This is a genomic window from Streptomyces sp. NPDC059649 (assembly GCF_042734445.1).
Classification (GTDB): Bacteria; Actinomycetota; Actinomycetes; order Streptomycetales; family Streptomycetaceae; genus Streptomyces.
Genome location: NZ_JBHWDV010000002.1, coordinates 359000 through 373766, shown reverse-complemented (window position 1 = coordinate 373766; position 14767 = coordinate 359000). Strand labels below are relative to the sequence as shown.

At 71.0% G+C, this 14767-nt stretch carries 16 protein-coding genes; 7 read left to right on the top strand and 9 right to left on the bottom strand.

Going from position 1 to position 14767, the window contains the following annotated elements; translation table 11 throughout:
* Positions 1–137: 137 nt before the first annotated feature.
* Positions 138–1064, bottom strand: a complete 927-nt coding sequence (locus ACFV1J_RS04545; RefSeq protein WP_385855995.1) for an MBL fold metallo-hydrolase — start codon at positions 1062–1064, stop codon at positions 138–140.
* A 225-nt stretch (positions 1065–1289) separates the two neighbouring features.
* Here ACFV1J_RS04545 and ACFV1J_RS04540 point away from each other — a divergent pair, with 225 nt between their 5' ends.
* From ACFV1J_RS04540 to ACFV1J_RS04530, 3 genes are all read left to right on the top strand, one after another.
* A complete protein-coding gene (locus ACFV1J_RS04540) occupies positions 1290–1529 on the top strand; it encodes a hypothetical protein (protein WP_385855732.1) in 240 nt (79 codons plus the stop codon).
* The gene (locus ACFV1J_RS04535; RefSeq protein WP_385855731.1) at positions 1513–2940 is read left to right on the top strand and encodes an amidase; all 1428 of its coding nucleotides are present in this window, start codon (positions 1513–1515) and stop codon (positions 2938–2940) included. The genes ACFV1J_RS04540 and ACFV1J_RS04535 overlap by 17 nt, the downstream gene beginning before the upstream one ends.
* Positions 2941–3039: 99 nt before the next feature.
* Positions 3040–3612, top strand: coding sequence for a TetR/AcrR family transcriptional regulator (locus ACFV1J_RS04530; protein WP_385855730.1), 573 nt, complete (start codon positions 3040–3042; stop codon positions 3610–3612).
* On the opposite strand, the gene ACFV1J_RS04525 is transcribed toward ACFV1J_RS04530, so the two are convergent.
* Positions 3588–4073 (bottom strand): 4-oxalocrotonate tautomerase family protein, encoded by a 486-nt coding sequence (locus tag ACFV1J_RS04525; RefSeq protein WP_385855729.1) that lies wholly within the window; start codon positions 4071–4073, stop codon positions 3588–3590. The two genes, ACFV1J_RS04530 and ACFV1J_RS04525, sit on opposite strands and share 25 nt — an antisense overlap.
* A 169-nt stretch (positions 4074–4242) precedes the next feature.
* Here ACFV1J_RS04525 and ACFV1J_RS04520 point away from each other — a divergent pair, with 169 nt between their 5' ends.
* Positions 4243–5136 carry a LysR family transcriptional regulator gene (locus ACFV1J_RS04520; protein ID WP_385855728.1) on the top strand — a complete coding sequence of 298 codons (894 nt, stop codon included), beginning with the start codon at positions 4243–4245 and terminating at the stop codon, positions 5134–5136.
* A 337-nt stretch (positions 5137–5473) separates the two neighbouring features.
* The gene (locus ACFV1J_RS04515) at positions 5474–5920 is read left to right on the top strand and encodes a hypothetical protein (protein WP_385855727.1); all 447 of its coding nucleotides are present in this window, start codon (positions 5474–5476) and stop codon (positions 5918–5920) included.
* Between the two features lie 100 nt (positions 5921–6020).
* Here the strand turns inward: ACFV1J_RS04515 and ACFV1J_RS04510 are convergent, their stop codons facing one another.
* The 7 genes from ACFV1J_RS04510 to ACFV1J_RS04480 form a co-directional block, all read right to left on the bottom strand.
* A complete protein-coding gene (locus ACFV1J_RS04510) occupies positions 6021–7193 on the bottom strand; it encodes a winged helix DNA-binding domain-containing protein (protein WP_385855726.1) in 1173 nt (390 codons plus the stop codon).
* Between the two features lie 61 nt (positions 7194–7254).
* Positions 7255–8148 (bottom strand): DUF2268 domain-containing protein, encoded by an 894-nt coding sequence (locus ACFV1J_RS04505; RefSeq protein WP_385855724.1) that lies wholly within the window; start codon positions 8146–8148, stop codon positions 7255–7257.
* Positions 8149–8317: 169 nt separating this feature from the next.
* Complete coding sequence (locus tag ACFV1J_RS04500) at positions 8318–8731, bottom strand: hypothetical protein (protein ID WP_385855723.1); 414 nt, start codon at positions 8729–8731, stop codon at positions 8318–8320.
* 80 nt (positions 8732–8811) lie between these two features.
* The gene (locus ACFV1J_RS04495; RefSeq protein ID WP_385855722.1) at positions 8812–8997 is read right to left on the bottom strand and encodes a hypothetical protein; all 186 of its coding nucleotides are present in this window, start codon (positions 8995–8997) and stop codon (positions 8812–8814) included.
* A 262-nt stretch (positions 8998–9259) separates the two neighbouring features.
* A complete protein-coding gene (locus ACFV1J_RS04490; protein WP_385855721.1) occupies positions 9260–10462 on the bottom strand; it encodes a CaiB/BaiF CoA transferase family protein in 1203 nt (400 codons plus the stop codon).
* A 69-nt stretch (positions 10463–10531) separates the two neighbouring features.
* Positions 10532–11374 carry an SMP-30/gluconolactonase/LRE family protein gene (locus tag ACFV1J_RS04485; RefSeq protein WP_385855994.1) on the bottom strand — a complete coding sequence of 281 codons (843 nt, stop codon included), beginning with the start codon at positions 11372–11374 and terminating at the stop codon, positions 10532–10534.
* The gene (locus tag ACFV1J_RS04480) at positions 11374–12150 is read right to left on the bottom strand and encodes an IclR family transcriptional regulator (RefSeq protein ID WP_385855720.1); all 777 of its coding nucleotides are present in this window, start codon (positions 12148–12150) and stop codon (positions 11374–11376) included. Before ACFV1J_RS04480 ends, ACFV1J_RS04485 begins: the two co-directional genes overlap by 1 nt.
* Positions 12151–12374: 224 nt before the next feature.
* Between ACFV1J_RS04480 and ACFV1J_RS04475 the strand changes: the two genes are divergently transcribed.
* Both ACFV1J_RS04475 and ACFV1J_RS04470 read left to right on the top strand, forming a co-directional pair.
* A complete protein-coding gene (locus ACFV1J_RS04475; protein ID WP_385855719.1) occupies positions 12375–13529 on the top strand; it encodes a mandelate racemase/muconate lactonizing enzyme family protein in 1155 nt (384 codons plus the stop codon).
* Positions 13526–14635, top strand: a complete 1110-nt coding sequence (locus ACFV1J_RS04470; RefSeq protein ID WP_385855718.1) for a zinc-binding dehydrogenase — start codon at positions 13526–13528, stop codon at positions 14633–14635. Before ACFV1J_RS04475 ends, ACFV1J_RS04470 begins: the two co-directional genes overlap by 4 nt.
* The last annotated feature ends 132 nt before the right edge of the window (positions 14636–14767 follow it).

Here is a 14767-nt window from a genome sequence, read left to right as displayed (position 1 = left end):
TTTCTGGTCTATGCGGTCGGTTTTCCGTCCGGCCTATCGGGCGCCCACCCGGCCTATAGCGCAAGGGACTTCGGGCATTTCTCCAAAGGACGGGCCGGGCCGGAAAGGCCGGGCGCCGCTACCGCGCCCGCGAAGGGTCAGCGCGAAACCCCGGGGACCGGCAGCAGCCGGTAAGTGCCCGCCTCCGCGGTGACGAGGCCGGCGGTCGGCGGCGGGAAGTGGCTGCCGAGGAGCAGGCTTTCGGTTCCGGCGAGCGAGGCGATCAGTTCGCGGCGGCTCCGGACGGCCCGGGCGGGGTCGATGTCCACGCAGCTGGTGATGCCGGGGCGGTGCAGCTGCACGGGGTGATGGACGCAGTCGCCGGTGATGACGGCCGAGCGGGCGCCACTGCGGAGTTCCACCGCGATCTGACCCGGCGTATGCCCCGGGGTGGGCCGCAGACGGATACCGGGGGCCACTTCACTGCCCGCGTCCGGGACGTCGACCAGGTCGAGCAGCCCGGCGTCCCGCACCGGATGGACCGAGTCACGGAACATCTGTTGCCGCGGCTCGTCCATCGTGACGCCGGCCCAGTAGTCCCACTCCGTGCGCGCGACCAGATAACGGGCGCGGGGGAAGGCCGGAATCCAACTCCCGCCGCTCTCCCGGGTGTTCCAGCCGACATGATCGGTGTGCAGATGCGTCAGGATGACCAGGTCGACGCTTTCGGGCGCGAAGCCCGCAGCGGTGAGCCGTCGGAGATAGGGGGTGTCCAGATGGTCCCAGGCCGGGTCGGCGCGGGTCTTGCCGTTGCCGATGCCGGTGTCGACCAGCACCCGCAGACCGTTCGCCTCGACGGCGAAGCTGTGGCTGGCCAGTCGCAGCACACCGTCGGACGTGGCGAAGTCCGGCCGCAGCCAGGGGGCGTCGCCCACCACGGCGGGAGTGGCCTCGGGCAGCAGCCAGCGGCCGGTCGGCGGCGGGAGTTCCGTCTCGTCGACGCGGTGCACCAACAGGTCACCGACGGCCCAGGTCGGCCCGGAGCCGTGGGCAAGGGCGTGCGGGGGCGGCGTGAACTGACGCATCACGTCCTGATGCATGGCATCCCTCTCCAGCTAAAGCAGCTTCTTTGCGTTAGCGGCACCGTATGCCGTACGGTCCCTTAACGCAAACATTCAGCTTTAGGGCGCACCCCGACACCGACTCATGCGGCCCCGACCCGCTTCACACCCTCCCGTCCCACACCCTCACGCCCCACACGCTCACGCATCTCTCTCACTCCACTCACGCCCCAGGAAGGGAGTTCCGCAATGCCCGCCGAAGATCTCTCCCCGCAGGAAGCGGCCCGTTGGGCCCTGCGGGCCGGCCTGCCCGTGGAATCCGGGCGGCTCGACCTGATAGCCGCCACGGCGAACCACATCCAGCACGTCCTGCGCCCGCTGCGCGAACTGGACCTGTCGGACACCGCCCCCGCCGTCGCCCCGCCAACTCCCGCCCCCACCAAGGCACTCGTCGCCGGAGAGGAGCCGACCGATGCACGTGCCGTATGAGCTGTCGCTCGCCGACGCGGCCCGGGCGATCGCCGCCCGCGAGCTCTCGCCGGTGGAACTGACCGACTCGGTCCTGGCACGGATCGAGGAGGTGGAAGGCGACCTCGGGGCCTACGTCACGGTACGCGCGGACGAGGCACGGAAGGCCGCCGCACAGGCGGAACGGGACATCGCGGCGGGCCGGCACCGCGGGCCGCTGCACGGAATCCCGATGACCCTGAAGGACCTCATCGACGTCGAAGGGCTGCCGACGACGGCCAGTTCCCGGGTACGCGCCCGCCACCTGGCCCTCGCGGACAGCACCGTCGCGGCACGCCTCCGAAGCGCCGGGGCGGTACTGCTGGGCAAGACCCATACGCATGAGTTCGCGTACGGCCTGACGACCCCTCAGACGCGGAACGCCTGGGCCGCCGACCGGGTGGCCGGCGGCTCCAGCGGCGGCTCGGCGGTGGCGGTCGCGGCAGGGGAGGCGACCTTCGCCATCGGGACGGACACCGGCGGCTCGATCCGTGTTCCCGCCGCCCTGAACGGCGTCGTGGGGCTCAAGCCGACATACGGACTCGTCCCCATGGACGGCGTCACACCGCTGTCCTGGTCCCTGGACCACATCGGCCCGATCACCCGCACGGTCCGCGACGCGGAACTCGTACTCGCCGCCCTCACCGGTCACCACACCACGGAAGGCCCCTCCCCTACGGTCGCGAGCCTGGCCGGCCTACGCGTCGCCGTCCCCCGCAACTACTATTTCGACCGGGTCGCCCCCGAGGTCGCCGCCGCCGTCCGCGCGGCCATCGCTCAACTCTCCGCACTGGGCGCCGAGTTGAGCGAGATCGACATCCCGATGACCGAGTACGTCCAGGCCACCCAGTGGGGCGTCATGGTGCCCGAGGCCACCGCCTCACACGAACAGACCCTGCGCACGTCCCCCGAGCTCTACGGACCCGACGTCCGCGTCCTGCTGGAGGCGGGCGGACTCATACCGGCGACCGACTATCTGCGCGCCCAGCGGGCCCGTGCCCTGATGCACCGTGCCTGGGCGCGGCTGTTCGATGAGGTCGACCTCATCGTCGCACCGACCGTCCCCTGCACGGCCGTCCACCGCGACCAGGAGGAGATCAACTGGCCGGCCACCGAAGGCACCGAAGGCACCGGAAGCACCGAGAGCGTGTCCGACGCGTACGTCAGGCTGTCGGCCCCGGCGAACCTCACGGGCCTGCCGTCGCTCTCCCTGCCCGTCGGCCTGGACAGCGCGGGGCTGCCCATCGGCATGCAGCTCATCGGCCGGGCGCTCGACGAGGCCACCCTCCTGCGCGCCGGACGCGCCTACGAGACGACCCATCCGCCCGTCACCCGCTTCGGCCCACCAGCCGGTCACGGCGCGCCCGCACCGAGCCTCGCCCCAGCCCCCTAGCCACCCCTGTTCCCTAGCCACCCCCGTTTCCCTGACCCGTCCCATCCCATCCCACTGCCATTGCCACTGACGCAATGATTTTGCGTTAAGCTGGAGGGCATGAGTCCCCAACCAGCTGCCCGGCCTGGAGGCCGCAGTGCCCGCGTACAGCAGTCCGTACACGCGGCGGTGCGCGCACTCCAGGCCGAGCAGGGGCGCGGCGACCTCACCATCCCCCAGATCGCCGCGCGGGCCGGCGTCACCCCGTCGACCATCTACCGCCGCTGGGGAGACCTCCAGGAGCTGCTCTCGGACGTCGCGGTGGAACGACTGCGGCCCGAGGCGCCCCCGGCCGACCACGGAAACCTCCGCGCCGACCTGGAGCACTGGGCCGCCGCCTTCTTGGAGGAGATGTCGTCCCCGCCGGGACGCTCGTACATCCGCGACGCCCTGGCCGGCGATCCGGACGGCAGCAACCCCGGGCGGTGCTCGGCCTACGCCGTCGACCAGGTCGACACCATCCTCACCCGGGCCGCGCAGCGCGGCGAACACGTACCGGACACCGACACCGTGATGGACCACGTCGTGGCGCCCGTGATGTACCGCATCCTCTTCCGCCCCGGCCCCCTGGACCCGCAGTACGCCCGCGACCTGGTCGCCACCGTCCTCTACCGGCTCATGCCGCTGCCCTGACCCAGTAGCGGCGTGCCGGCTACGTCCCTGCCTGCTGGGGTAGCTGCCTGCTCGGCACCTGCCTGCTGCGTCCCTGCCGGCCGGCGGTAGAAGTCGAATTGGGTGACTCCGTGGTAGCCGTAGCTCTCGGGGTGCAGCTCGTGCAGCGCCACACCGGCTCGGGCAAGCGGACCTAGGATCTCCGTCAGCAGTTCGCCGGCCCGGGCGATGAAGTCGGCTTTCTCGGCAGCGCTGTTGGTACCCAGGGTGAGACTGCCTTCCACGTGCGCGTCACGCCGGCCGGTCAGCGCCTTGCCGTCGACGAAGTAGCTGCCGGCCGCCACCAGGTTGAACTGGACGATGGTGCGCGCGCTGGACTTGTTCAGGGCCGAGACCGCCAGCTGGGTCAACCCCTCGGCGAGGGCGCGCTGGACGTCGGCGGGGAGGTCGGGATCGGGAACGGTGACCCGGAAGTACGGCATGGCAGGCCTCTCTTCTACCTATCGATGCGCTGCGTGTGGATGCTCCGCATCTGATTGCTCTGCGCCGCTGCGTGGTCCCTTCCCGGAGCCGGCGTGGCGCTCAGCAAGCCTCCCCGACCTGGCACCATAGATCCAACGCATACCTGTCATACGCATATGAGGCCGACGCATGACCGTGAACCTTCCCCAACTCAGGGCCTTCCTCGCCGTGGTGGACGCGGGCGGCTTCAGTGCGGCGGCCGCCGAGTTGGGCATGAGCCAGTCGGCGGTGTCGCACGCCGTGGCCTCCCTGGAACGCGAGCTGTCCGCCCCGCTGCTGGTCCGGGCCACCCCCGCCCGTACCACCGCGCTCGGCGAACGGGTCCTGCCGCACGCCCGCCTCGCGGTGTCCGCGGCCCGGTCCGTGGAACGGATCGCGGCCAGTGCCACCGAGACCATGACCGGCATCGTCCGGCTGGCCGCCACGCCCACGGTCTGCCAGGGGCTGGTGGTCCCCCGCCTGCTCCGGCACTGGCGCGAGGAGCAACCGCGCGTCACGGTCCGGGTCTTCGAGGGGGACAGCGCCGAGATCACCACCTGGCTGGACGAGGGGACGGCCGATGCCGCCGTCCTGATCGATCCGGAACCCGGTCCCGGCATCCAACTCGCCGTGGACGGCTACCGGGCCCTGCTGCCCCGGGACCATCCCCTGGCGGGCGAGCCGGCCGTCGACATCCGCGACCTGGAGGACGACCAGCTCCTGATCTCACCGAACGGATGCGAGGCCCGCGTCCGTACCATCCACCACCTGGCCGGCCTGCGCTTCCATCCCACCCACCGGGTACGGGACCTGGCGACCCTGATCAGCATGGTGCAGGCCGGCATCGGCGTGACGATACTCTCCGAGGTCTCCCGCACCCTCGTCCCCCCTGACCTGGTCCTGCTGCCACTGGCGCCGGAAACCTCGCGCCGCCTCGTACTGACCGGCCCGCAGCACCGCCCCTGGCACCCGGCCCTCCGCACCCTGGCGGAGTCGGCCGCCGACCTCCTGGCCCACACCACGTCCCCGTCAAACGCCTACTAGGGGCTGTCCGGTGGATCGTGTGGACCGGATCGACGGGAGCATGGTCGGCGTCGACTCGACCCGTGCCGTGACCACCCGCTCCGACAAGCAAGGGGGAGTACGTCTTCCACCGCACTGTGACCATTGCTGCCCTTCGCCTCGCCTCCGGCTCTGCGATGGGGAGGGAGATTCGCAGGTCAGCACTGACATCGCAATAAAGTCCGATTAGTCTTAGCCGTAACCGATTTGGCAGTTTCTTGTCTTTTGCGGCGTCTGGGCGGTCCTTGATGGTGAGACCTGCACCGGTGGCGACATGCCAACGGTGGAGGCGAACCGTGAGAGACAGGAAGCCCCGCACATGGCTCCGATCCCTGTGAAGCCCGGCATTTACAAGATCCACGCCCACATCATCGGCCCGACCTCCCTGGTAACAGCCACCGAGTACGCCACGAAGAACGGCGCCCCGGTCATCACCGACCGGCTCAATCCCCTGCCCATCGAGCAGGAATGGATCATCGAGCCCGCTGTACCCGCGCCGGGGGCACCGTATGTGATCCACCTCGCCTCTCACGAGGGCGCTGGACTCGTGACCCCCGAGGACAAGCTCTGGGTCAACAGCGTTCCGCGCGACGAATGGGCACAGTTCACGTTCGAAAGGGTGATCGGCGGGGTCAAGATCCTTTCGGGCAATGGGCTCGCCCTGCGCTCCGGGCACCGCGGCGCACAGATCGAACTCGTCAAGCCCACTCCCGAGTTCCAAGAGACCTGGACCCTGGAATTCGTGAGGCCACTCGACGAGGAGTAGCAAGCAGCCCATTGGGGCGACCCGGTACAGGCAGCCGGGTCGCCTCGGGTACGTCCCCTCGGATACGTCCCGTTGGGAACGTCCCCTTGTGTGCGTCCCGCTAGCCCGGCAACAGCCGTACCTGGGCCTCGCCGGGCAGTGCGAGCTTGCCCCACCAGTGGTGGAACCGGCGATAGACCTCCGTCTCACGGTCGGCCAGCAGGGCCGTCATGGAACGGGCCTCCGCGGCGAGCCCGTCCCAGGCTGCGGCCGGGAGCGCGTGGAACGCCGTCGCTTCGATGCCTCCGTCGACCGGCCGCCACACACCGGCGACATACCCGTCGACCAGCAGCGTGGGCAGCACGTCGCCGTTGGAACGGATGACCAGCCGACGGTAGGCCGGGGGTATCACGCGGCTGCGGTCGGCGTAGGCGAGCAGGACGCTGTCCCACATCGCCATGAGCCGGGGTGGGGCCGGCGTCTCCGCGGGTGGGCGCGGGGCACCGGGAAGGTCGAACAGCGTGCTGCCGTCCGGGCCTTCGAGCCGTTCGACGGCACCGCCGAGGGTGTCGAGGGCGGTGAGTGCGGTGAGCACCTGGCGGACCGGCGCGCGCTGAACCGTGGCGAACTGCGCCATATCCGCCACCGACGCCGGACCGAACCCTGCCAGATAGCGCAGGACGAGGGTGGTCAGCGCCTCCCTCCTCGTCTCCCGGCCCGTGGGTATGGGGCCGGTGCGCGCCGCGACGTACGACGGCCGGATGCCGAACGACCATGGGCCACCCGTCGGGACGTGCAGCAGCGGTGCGTACGCCCGCAGTCCCCACCACGCCCCGGCCTTCCGGTCCGCCCCGACCTGCCGCTCCACCCACTGCTCCATCTCGGCGGCGGTACGGGCCCGATCGGCGAACTTCACCGCTTCCGGCACCAGCGCATCGCCGTCCGCGGGGGTGAGTCCGGTGGCGGCGAAGTGGTAGCCGAGCCGCGAGGCGTACAGCGTCGGCTGCATCGCCTCGCGGAAGACCTGGTAGTCGTCGGCGTGGACGGCATGCAGCGTCATCCGCAGCAGGGTCGCTTTGACGGCCGCGCCCCGGGCGAACGCGTCGTCCATGTCCGCCGCCTTGAACCCGGCGATCCGGTTCCACAGCGCGAGGTACGGTGATGCGGCGTGCTGAGCCTGCAGCGCGACGACCCGGCGAACCACCTCGACCACACCCAACTCGGCCCGCTCAAGAAGGAGTTGGCGGCTCAGGGTGGCCCGATTGAGTTCGCGCGCGGTGACGTTGACCTTCACGGCCGCGATTCTGCCGTGCCCGGCCCCGCCTCCGCCAGCGCTGTCGTACCGCGTTCCGCTCTTACGCGCGGGTCGCCACGCCCGCGTTGCGAAGTACCTCCCGCGCCGGCAGGGCGACGCTCTCTGCGGCGGTCAGGCCGGATGCCTTCAGATGCGCGTCCACGATCCGCAGTCCGACCCCGTACCCGGCGAAGTCCGGCAGCCCGACGGTGGGTTGCCCCATCCGCCGCGCAGTGCCATCACCGAGCACATACCCGGTCAGGTGCTGCATCCCGGCCACGTCGATATCGGCAGTGATCTTCTCGTACGCGCGGTCCAACGCGGCACCGCTCAGCGCCGTAGCCCACGGCCCCATGGCCTCTTCCCCGGCCAACTCCCGTACGAACGTCTCGGCCAGCCCTTCGGCGACGACCTGTTCCCCGACCGTGACGGCCATCGGGTTCCAGACCACGTTCGCGTACCGCACGTTGTGGTGGATCTCGTGCGCGGCAGCGTGACCGATCTTCGCGAGGCTCGTCTCGGTGGGCCACATCACCAGTTGGATCGCCCCCGGGAACCCTCCCAACCCGAAGTAGCCGCGACTCCGCACCGTCAGGTGTTCATCATCCGGGTCGCCCAGCACCAGGACGACATGCACGGTCTCCGCATGCTTGATCCCCGGCACCGCCCCTTGGATCCTCTCCCACGCCGCCGCAAGCGACTCCTCGATCCGCTCCCACACTCTTGCGTCCCGCATCTGCCGCACGGCGGGCAGATACCGCTCATCCTCCCGATCGATCCGAAAGCCGCTTCCCGTCCCCCGGTGCATCTGCACCATGTCGAAGTCCCCCATCACAGGGCCCATCACGTCCTGCAACGGACCGAGCATCTCCCGCAGCGCCTCGGGCCGCTCCTCCAACGGCCGCTGCAGGAGATCGATCATGGCGGACGCGGTGTCATGCACAACAATCTTCATGCCACGGGACCGTAGGGCCTCCTGTTACGGGAGGGTCAAGCGTCCTTGAGTTGAGGGAGTGGGCGTGCCACAGCCGGTTTACACCGCCCTCAGGTACTCCGCGGCATGCCAGAACTGCGGTGCGCGGGCGGAGTGGTGGGGTGCGTCGAAAGCAGCCCTGCCGTCACGTTCAACGGTCGTGGCAGGTGTAGGAGCCGTTCGGGTTGTGGGCGAGGGACTCGTGGCCCCAGCACTGGAGCATGGGGGCGAGGGTGTACGCGCGACAGCCGGCCGCGGTGAGCAGGACGGTGCATGCCAGGCTGACCACGGCCGTGGTCAGCCTGGTGCGGGAGAGGCGCAGCGCGATCGCCACGGCACCCAGCAGTGCTGCCAGCCCGAGGACCAGGATCATCAGCACCAGGACGCTGCGGTTGTCCTTGATTCCCGGGAAGGCCTCGGGTGAGTCGATCTCGGTGGTGGCCGCGAAGCTCACCAGGAGCAGCAGGGCGCTGAGCACCATCAGGCCCACGGTCAGGCAGCCGCCGGCGATTCTGCTCGTCGCCTCGGCGGCTCGTGGGGTTCCTGCTGTCGTGTCGCGCGTCATCCGGTCATCGAACCCGAGGGCCTGGACCACCAGCAACACGGCCCAGGCCCCCGGCCGAGCAGCGGAAGGGCCGCCGACGGTCAGAGCGGTCCCTGCAGACCGCCGCCTCCCGTCGGGGAAGAGGGTCGGTAGTGGTAGATCAGGCCCGCGTGCTGGTTGGGCCGGGCGGCCCGGTGCGAGTCGGGATGGTCGAGCCGGGGCCGGCGCCCGCGGAGCACGAACTGCGCCACGCGGGAGGTTAATCGGCTGAGGCCGTCTGCGGTCATCGGTCCTCCATTCGGAGAAGTCAGTGGTACGGCGCTCCACCTTACGGAAGGCACGTCAAGTTCGCGGTGAGCGGGGCGAGTTGAGCTCCTACTGGAGGGTGATCATGTTGACCGCGGCCTTCGACGTCGGATGGGCGAGGCCCGGGGAGGCGTACGCACGGCCGAGCCCGGCACCGACGACGCCGAACGGCTGGAACTCCTCGCCGTTCTGAGCACGCAGACGATGGTGGGTCGAGGCACCGACGGAACAGGGCGCGCGGGGTCAGATGACGCCGTTGGTTCGCAGGTCGGCGATGTCGGCGGTGCGGTAACCCAGTTCCGTCAGGACGGTCTCGGTGTGTTCGCCGACGGCGGGTACCGCGTCCATGCGCGGGGCGGTGCCGGTCAGGTCCGCGGGGGGCAGCAGGGCGGGCACCACGGATCCGCCGGGTATCCGCACGTCGCGCCATCGGTTCCGGGCGCTGAGCACGGGGTGGGCCAGGAAATCCTGGACGTCGTTGACGCCGGCGTTGGCGATGCCCGCCTCGTCCAGCAGCTTCATCACCTCCTCGCTGGCCAGCTCGCCGAACCGCTCGGCCACGATCGCGTTCAGCTCGTCGCGGTGGGCCACGCGGTCGGAGCCGGTGGCGAAGCGCGGGTCGTCGACGAGCCCGGGCCTGCGCAGGAACCGCTCGCACAGGGCGGCCCATTCCCGCTCGTTCTGGATCGAGAACAGCACGTCCTTGCCGTCCGCCGCGGTGTAGGCGCCGTACGGGGCGATGGTGGCGTGCTGGGTGCCGATGCGCGGGGGCTGGGTGCCGCCGTACCGGGTGTAGTAGGCGGGCTGGCCCATCCATTCGGCCAGTGCCTCGAACAGGGAGACCTCCACGGCGCGGGCGACGCCGGTGGTCGCCCGGGTGAAGAGGGCGGTGAGGATGCCCGAGTAGGCGTACATGCCGGCCGCGATATCGGCGATCGAGACCCCCACCCGCGCGGATTCCTCAGCGGTGCCGGTCAGCGAGACCAGGCCCGTCTGGCACTGCACCAGCAGGTCGTACGCCTTGCGGCCGGCCCACGGTCCGCTGGTGCCGTAGCCGGAGACGGAGCACCGGATGAGGGACGGGAAGCGCTCGCCGAGGGCATCCGCTCCCAGGCCCATCCTGGCGGCCGCGCCGGGAGCCAGGTTCTGTACGAACACATCGGCGCCGCCCAGGAGTTGCTCCAGGACCGCCCGTCCCCGGTCCGACTTCAGGTCGAGCGTCACGGACTCCTTCGACCGGTTGAGCCACACGAAGTAGCTGGACTCGCCGTGCACCGTGGTGTCGTAGCGCCGGGCGAAGTCGCCGCCGCCCGGGCGTTCCACCTTGATGACGCGCGCGCCGAGATCGGCCAGCTGGCGGGTGGCGTAGGGAGCCGCCACCGCCTGCTCGACGCTGACCACGGTGATGCCGGACAGCGGCAGCCCGCTTTCGGGGAGCTCGGTCATGGGGTGTGACCTCCAGGAGCGTAGGAATTCCCGTCGTGTTCGCCCGAAAGGGGCCTCGGACCGAGCACTTCAGCCGCCGAAGGCCACCCCCGGCATCCCCTGGCCCGCCCCCGGGAGCACCAGGACGGAGCCTTCCAGGGGGTGGGGGTGCGGGGAGCGGGAACGGGCCGTGGTGATGTACAGGTCGCGCAGGGACGGGCCGCCGAAGCAGCAGGCGGTGGGGCGTGGGACGGGGAGCGGGAGGGTGCGGTCCAGGTGGCCGTCGGGGGTGTAGCGGCGGATCTGGGCGCCGTCCCAGAGGGCGACCCAGAGGCAGCCGTCGGCGTCGACGGTCAGGCCGTCGGGGTAGCCGGTGCCGGGCTCGATCTCCACCAACGTGCGCCGATGCGAGGGCAGTTGGGCGTCCATGCGGCAGACGTCGATGCGGCGGGTCGGGGAGTCGATGTAGTAGAGGCGGGTGCCGTCCGGGCTCCAGCCGATGCCGTTGCTGACGGTGACGGACGGGAAGATGAGCTGTGTGTCGCCGTCGGGGGTGAGGCGGGTGAGCGTGCCGCCGCCCGGGGCCTCGTCGTCGCGCATGGTGCCCGCCCACAGCGAGCCGTCGGGGGCGACGGCGGCGTCGTTGCCGCGGCGGCCGGGGACCGGGTCGCGTACGAGCCAGGAGAACGCCCCGTCGGCGTCGTAGCGGCCGATGCCGTCGCGCAGGTTGACCACCAGTCCGCCCGCCGCGCGCGGTTTGGCCGCGCCGACGTGCTGTTCGGTGGCCATCACGGTGCACCGCCCGCTGGCCGGATGGTACGTGTGGATGCGGGAGCCGAGGATGTCGACCCAGATCAGGCGGTCCGCCGCCGGGTCCCAGGTGGGGCCCTCGCCGAGCGTGGCCGAGGCGCGGACCGCGACCTCGGGCCTCATCATCGGTGGCCGCCGCGGTGCCCCAGACGTACGGAGAGGTCGTTCGCGCCCTTGGCGGCCAGCTCGGCGAGTTCGGCCTCGCGTTCCTCGCTCCAACGGATCACGGGTACGGAGACGGACAGGGCGGCGACGACCCGGCCGGTGCCGTCCCGTACGGGCGCGGCCACGCAGTTCACGTCCGGGTTGGACTCCCGGTACTCGACCGCGATACCGCGCTCGCGGACGACGGCGAGTGCGGCCCGGAGCGCCTCGGGGTCGGTGATGCTGTGGTGCGTCAACGCGTCCAGCTCGCCCGCTTCCTCGATGCGGAGGTCCAGTTCGTCGGGGGGCAGGGCGGCGAGCAGCATCTTGCCGACCGCGGTGCAGTGCGCGGGCAGCCGGCGGCCGGCGGCGGAGACCATGCGGACGGCGTGGACGGAGTCGACCTTGGCGATGTAGATGACGTCGAGGTCCTCCAGGATCGCGACATGGACGGTCTCGTCGCAGGTCTCGGCGACCTCGCGGGCCACCTGCTGGCCTTCCGCGGCGAGGTCGAGTTGTTCGGCGTAGCGGCTGCCGAGCTGGTAGGGGCGGACGCCGAGGCGGTAGTGGCCGGGCCGGCCGGGGGCGGGCACCAGGTACGAGCGGGCGGCGAGCGTGGTGATCAGCTCGTGCACGGTGGTACGCGGCAGCTGCAGGGTGCGGGTGATGTCGGGCGCGGAGAGGGTTCCGTCGCCTTCCAGGAACAGCTCCAGGATGTCGAGCGCCCTGGTCACCGCGGGGACCAGACGTCCCATGTGCGTCACCACCCATGTCGTTCGAGAAGTCGGTCGTCGTTCGAGCAGTCGGCTGCTGACCGGTATGCCGAACGCAGGCTACGCACAGGGCGGTTCGCCGGGCAATGGTGAGGACGCGCCGGCCACCGGGCGACCCATTGACACCCCTGTCGGGAGGTGACTACGGTCACGCCACGATTTCGAACGAGTGACGAAATTTCGAACGGCAAGGAAGGGTAATTGCCGTGCGCATCACGGGAATCAGCACACACGTCGTCGGAACCCCCTGGCGCAATCTCACCTACGTACTCGTCCACACCGACGAGGGACTGACCGGGGTCGGTGAGACCAGGATGCTGGGCCGTACCGATGCCCTGCTCGGCTATCTGCGCGAGGCGGAGGCCAACCATCTGCGCGGATCGGACCCGTTCGCGGTGGAGGATCTGGTCCGTCGGATGAAGTACGGGGATTACGGGCGGGCCGGCGAGATCGTGATGTCCGGGATCGCCTGTGTGGAGATGGCCTGTTGGGACATCAAGGGCAAGGCGCTCGGGGTTCCGGTGTGGCAGTTGCTCGGTGGCCGGGTCACCGATCGCGTGCGGGCGTACGCCAACGGCTGGTACACCACCGAGCGCACCCCGGAGGCGTACCACAAGGCGGCTCAGGAGGTGGTGGCGCGCGGCTACCGGGCCCTGAAGATCGACCCGTTCGGGACCGGGCACTTCGAGCTGGACCACCAACAGACCCTGGAGTCCGTGTCGTTGATCGAGGCGGTACGGGACGCGATCGGCCCGGACATCGAGCTGATGCTGGAGATGCACGGCCGCTTCAGCCCGGCCACGGCGGTCCGGCTCGCCCGAGAGCTGGCGCCCTTCCGGCCCGCCTGGCTGGAGGAGCCGGTGCCGCCGGAGAACCTGAAGGCCCTGAAGAAGGTCGCGGACAAGGTGGAGCTGCCGGTGGCGACCGGTGAACGCATCCACGACCGGATCGAGTTCCGGGAGCTGTTCGAGGCGCAGGCCGCCGACATCATCCAGCCGGACCTCGGCCACATCGGCGGCATCCTCGAAGCGCGCAAGCTCGCCGCGACCGCCGAGACGCACTACGTACTGGTGGCCCCGCACAATGTCGGCGGCTCGGTACTGACCGCGGCCTCGCTCCAACTCGCCGCCTGCACACCGAACTTCAAGGTCCTGGAGCACTTCAACGACTTCGCGGACGCGGAGATCACGAAGGTGGTGCGGGGCGCGCCGTACGTGGATCCGGAGACCGGCTGCTTCGCGGTGTCCTACGCACCCGGGCTGGGCGTCGAGTTCGACGCCGATGCCGCGGCCGAATTCCCGAAGCAGCAGGCCCGGTTCGACCTCTGGGCCGAGGGCTGGGAGCAGAGGCGGCCGCGATGAAACGGGTGGGCGGGGACGCCTCGGACAGCCGGGAGGGCGGGGATACGGTGCCGCGGGACGGTGGGGATGCGGTGCCGCGGGACGGTGGGGACGCGGTCAGCCGCTCGATCGTCGTCGAGCGGCCCCGGCGGCACCGCCTGGTGTACGGCGCGGTGCCCGGGCCCGGGAAGGGCGAGGTCCTGGTGCGGGTCGCCGCCGCCGGGATCTGCCTGAGCGACCGCGAGGTGTACGAGGGCCGGCGCGACGCCGGGTATGTCCACTACCCGCTCGTACCCGGTCATGAGTGGTCGGGCACGGTGGCGGCGGTCGGCGCGGGGGTCGATCCGGCGCTGGTGGGGCGCAAGACGGTGGCCGAGGGGTTCCGGGCGTGCCGGACGTGTGAACGCTGCCGGGCCGGCGAGACCAGCCTGTGCACCAGCGGCTACGCCGAGACCGGGTTCACCGAGCCGGGCGGGTTCGCGGACCATCTCACCGTCCCCGCGGCGCTGTTGCACCCGCTGCCGGACGACGCCGATCTACGGGCCGCGGCACTCCTGGAGCCGGCCGCGGTGGTCGCCGCGGCGGTGCGGGCCGGGCGGCCGCGGCCCGGCGAGCGGATCGCGGTGGTCGGTGCGGGCACCCTCGGGCTGCTCGCGGTGCAGCTGCTGGCCGCGGCGGAGCCCGCCGAACTCGTGGTCGTCGACCCGCGGTCCGGGCGCCGGGCCCAGGGGCTGCGGTTCGACGCGAGCGCGGCGTGTACGCCCGAGCAGGCGACGCAGCGCAACGGCTGCTTCGACCTGGTCGTGGAGACCGCGGGAGCACGCTCGACCGCGGCCTCGTCCTGTCTGCTGGCCCGCCGGGGCGGCCGGGTGGTGCTCACCGGGATGTTCCCGCCGGGCGCGGCCGGGATCGACCCGGTCCATCTGTCCCTGAGCCAGCTGGAGATCCGCAGCATCTTCGGCGCGCCGTCGACGGCCTGGTCGTACGCGGTGCGCGCCTTCGGCCGCGGGCTGCTCGATCCGGCACCGCTCATCACCCATGAGTTCCCCCTGGAAGGGTTCGCCGAGGCGATCGCGCTGGTCGGCGACGGCGACCCGGGGGTGGGAAAGGTGCTCCTGCGCCCCTGAGCCACTGCCGCACCCGGGCTGCCGCTGCGGCCCTGAGACGTGCGGTGGTACGGGAGCAGGGGCCCGCCCCCGACCACCCCCCCCCCCCCCCCCCCCCCCCCCCAACCCCCCCCCCCCCCCCCCCCCCACCCC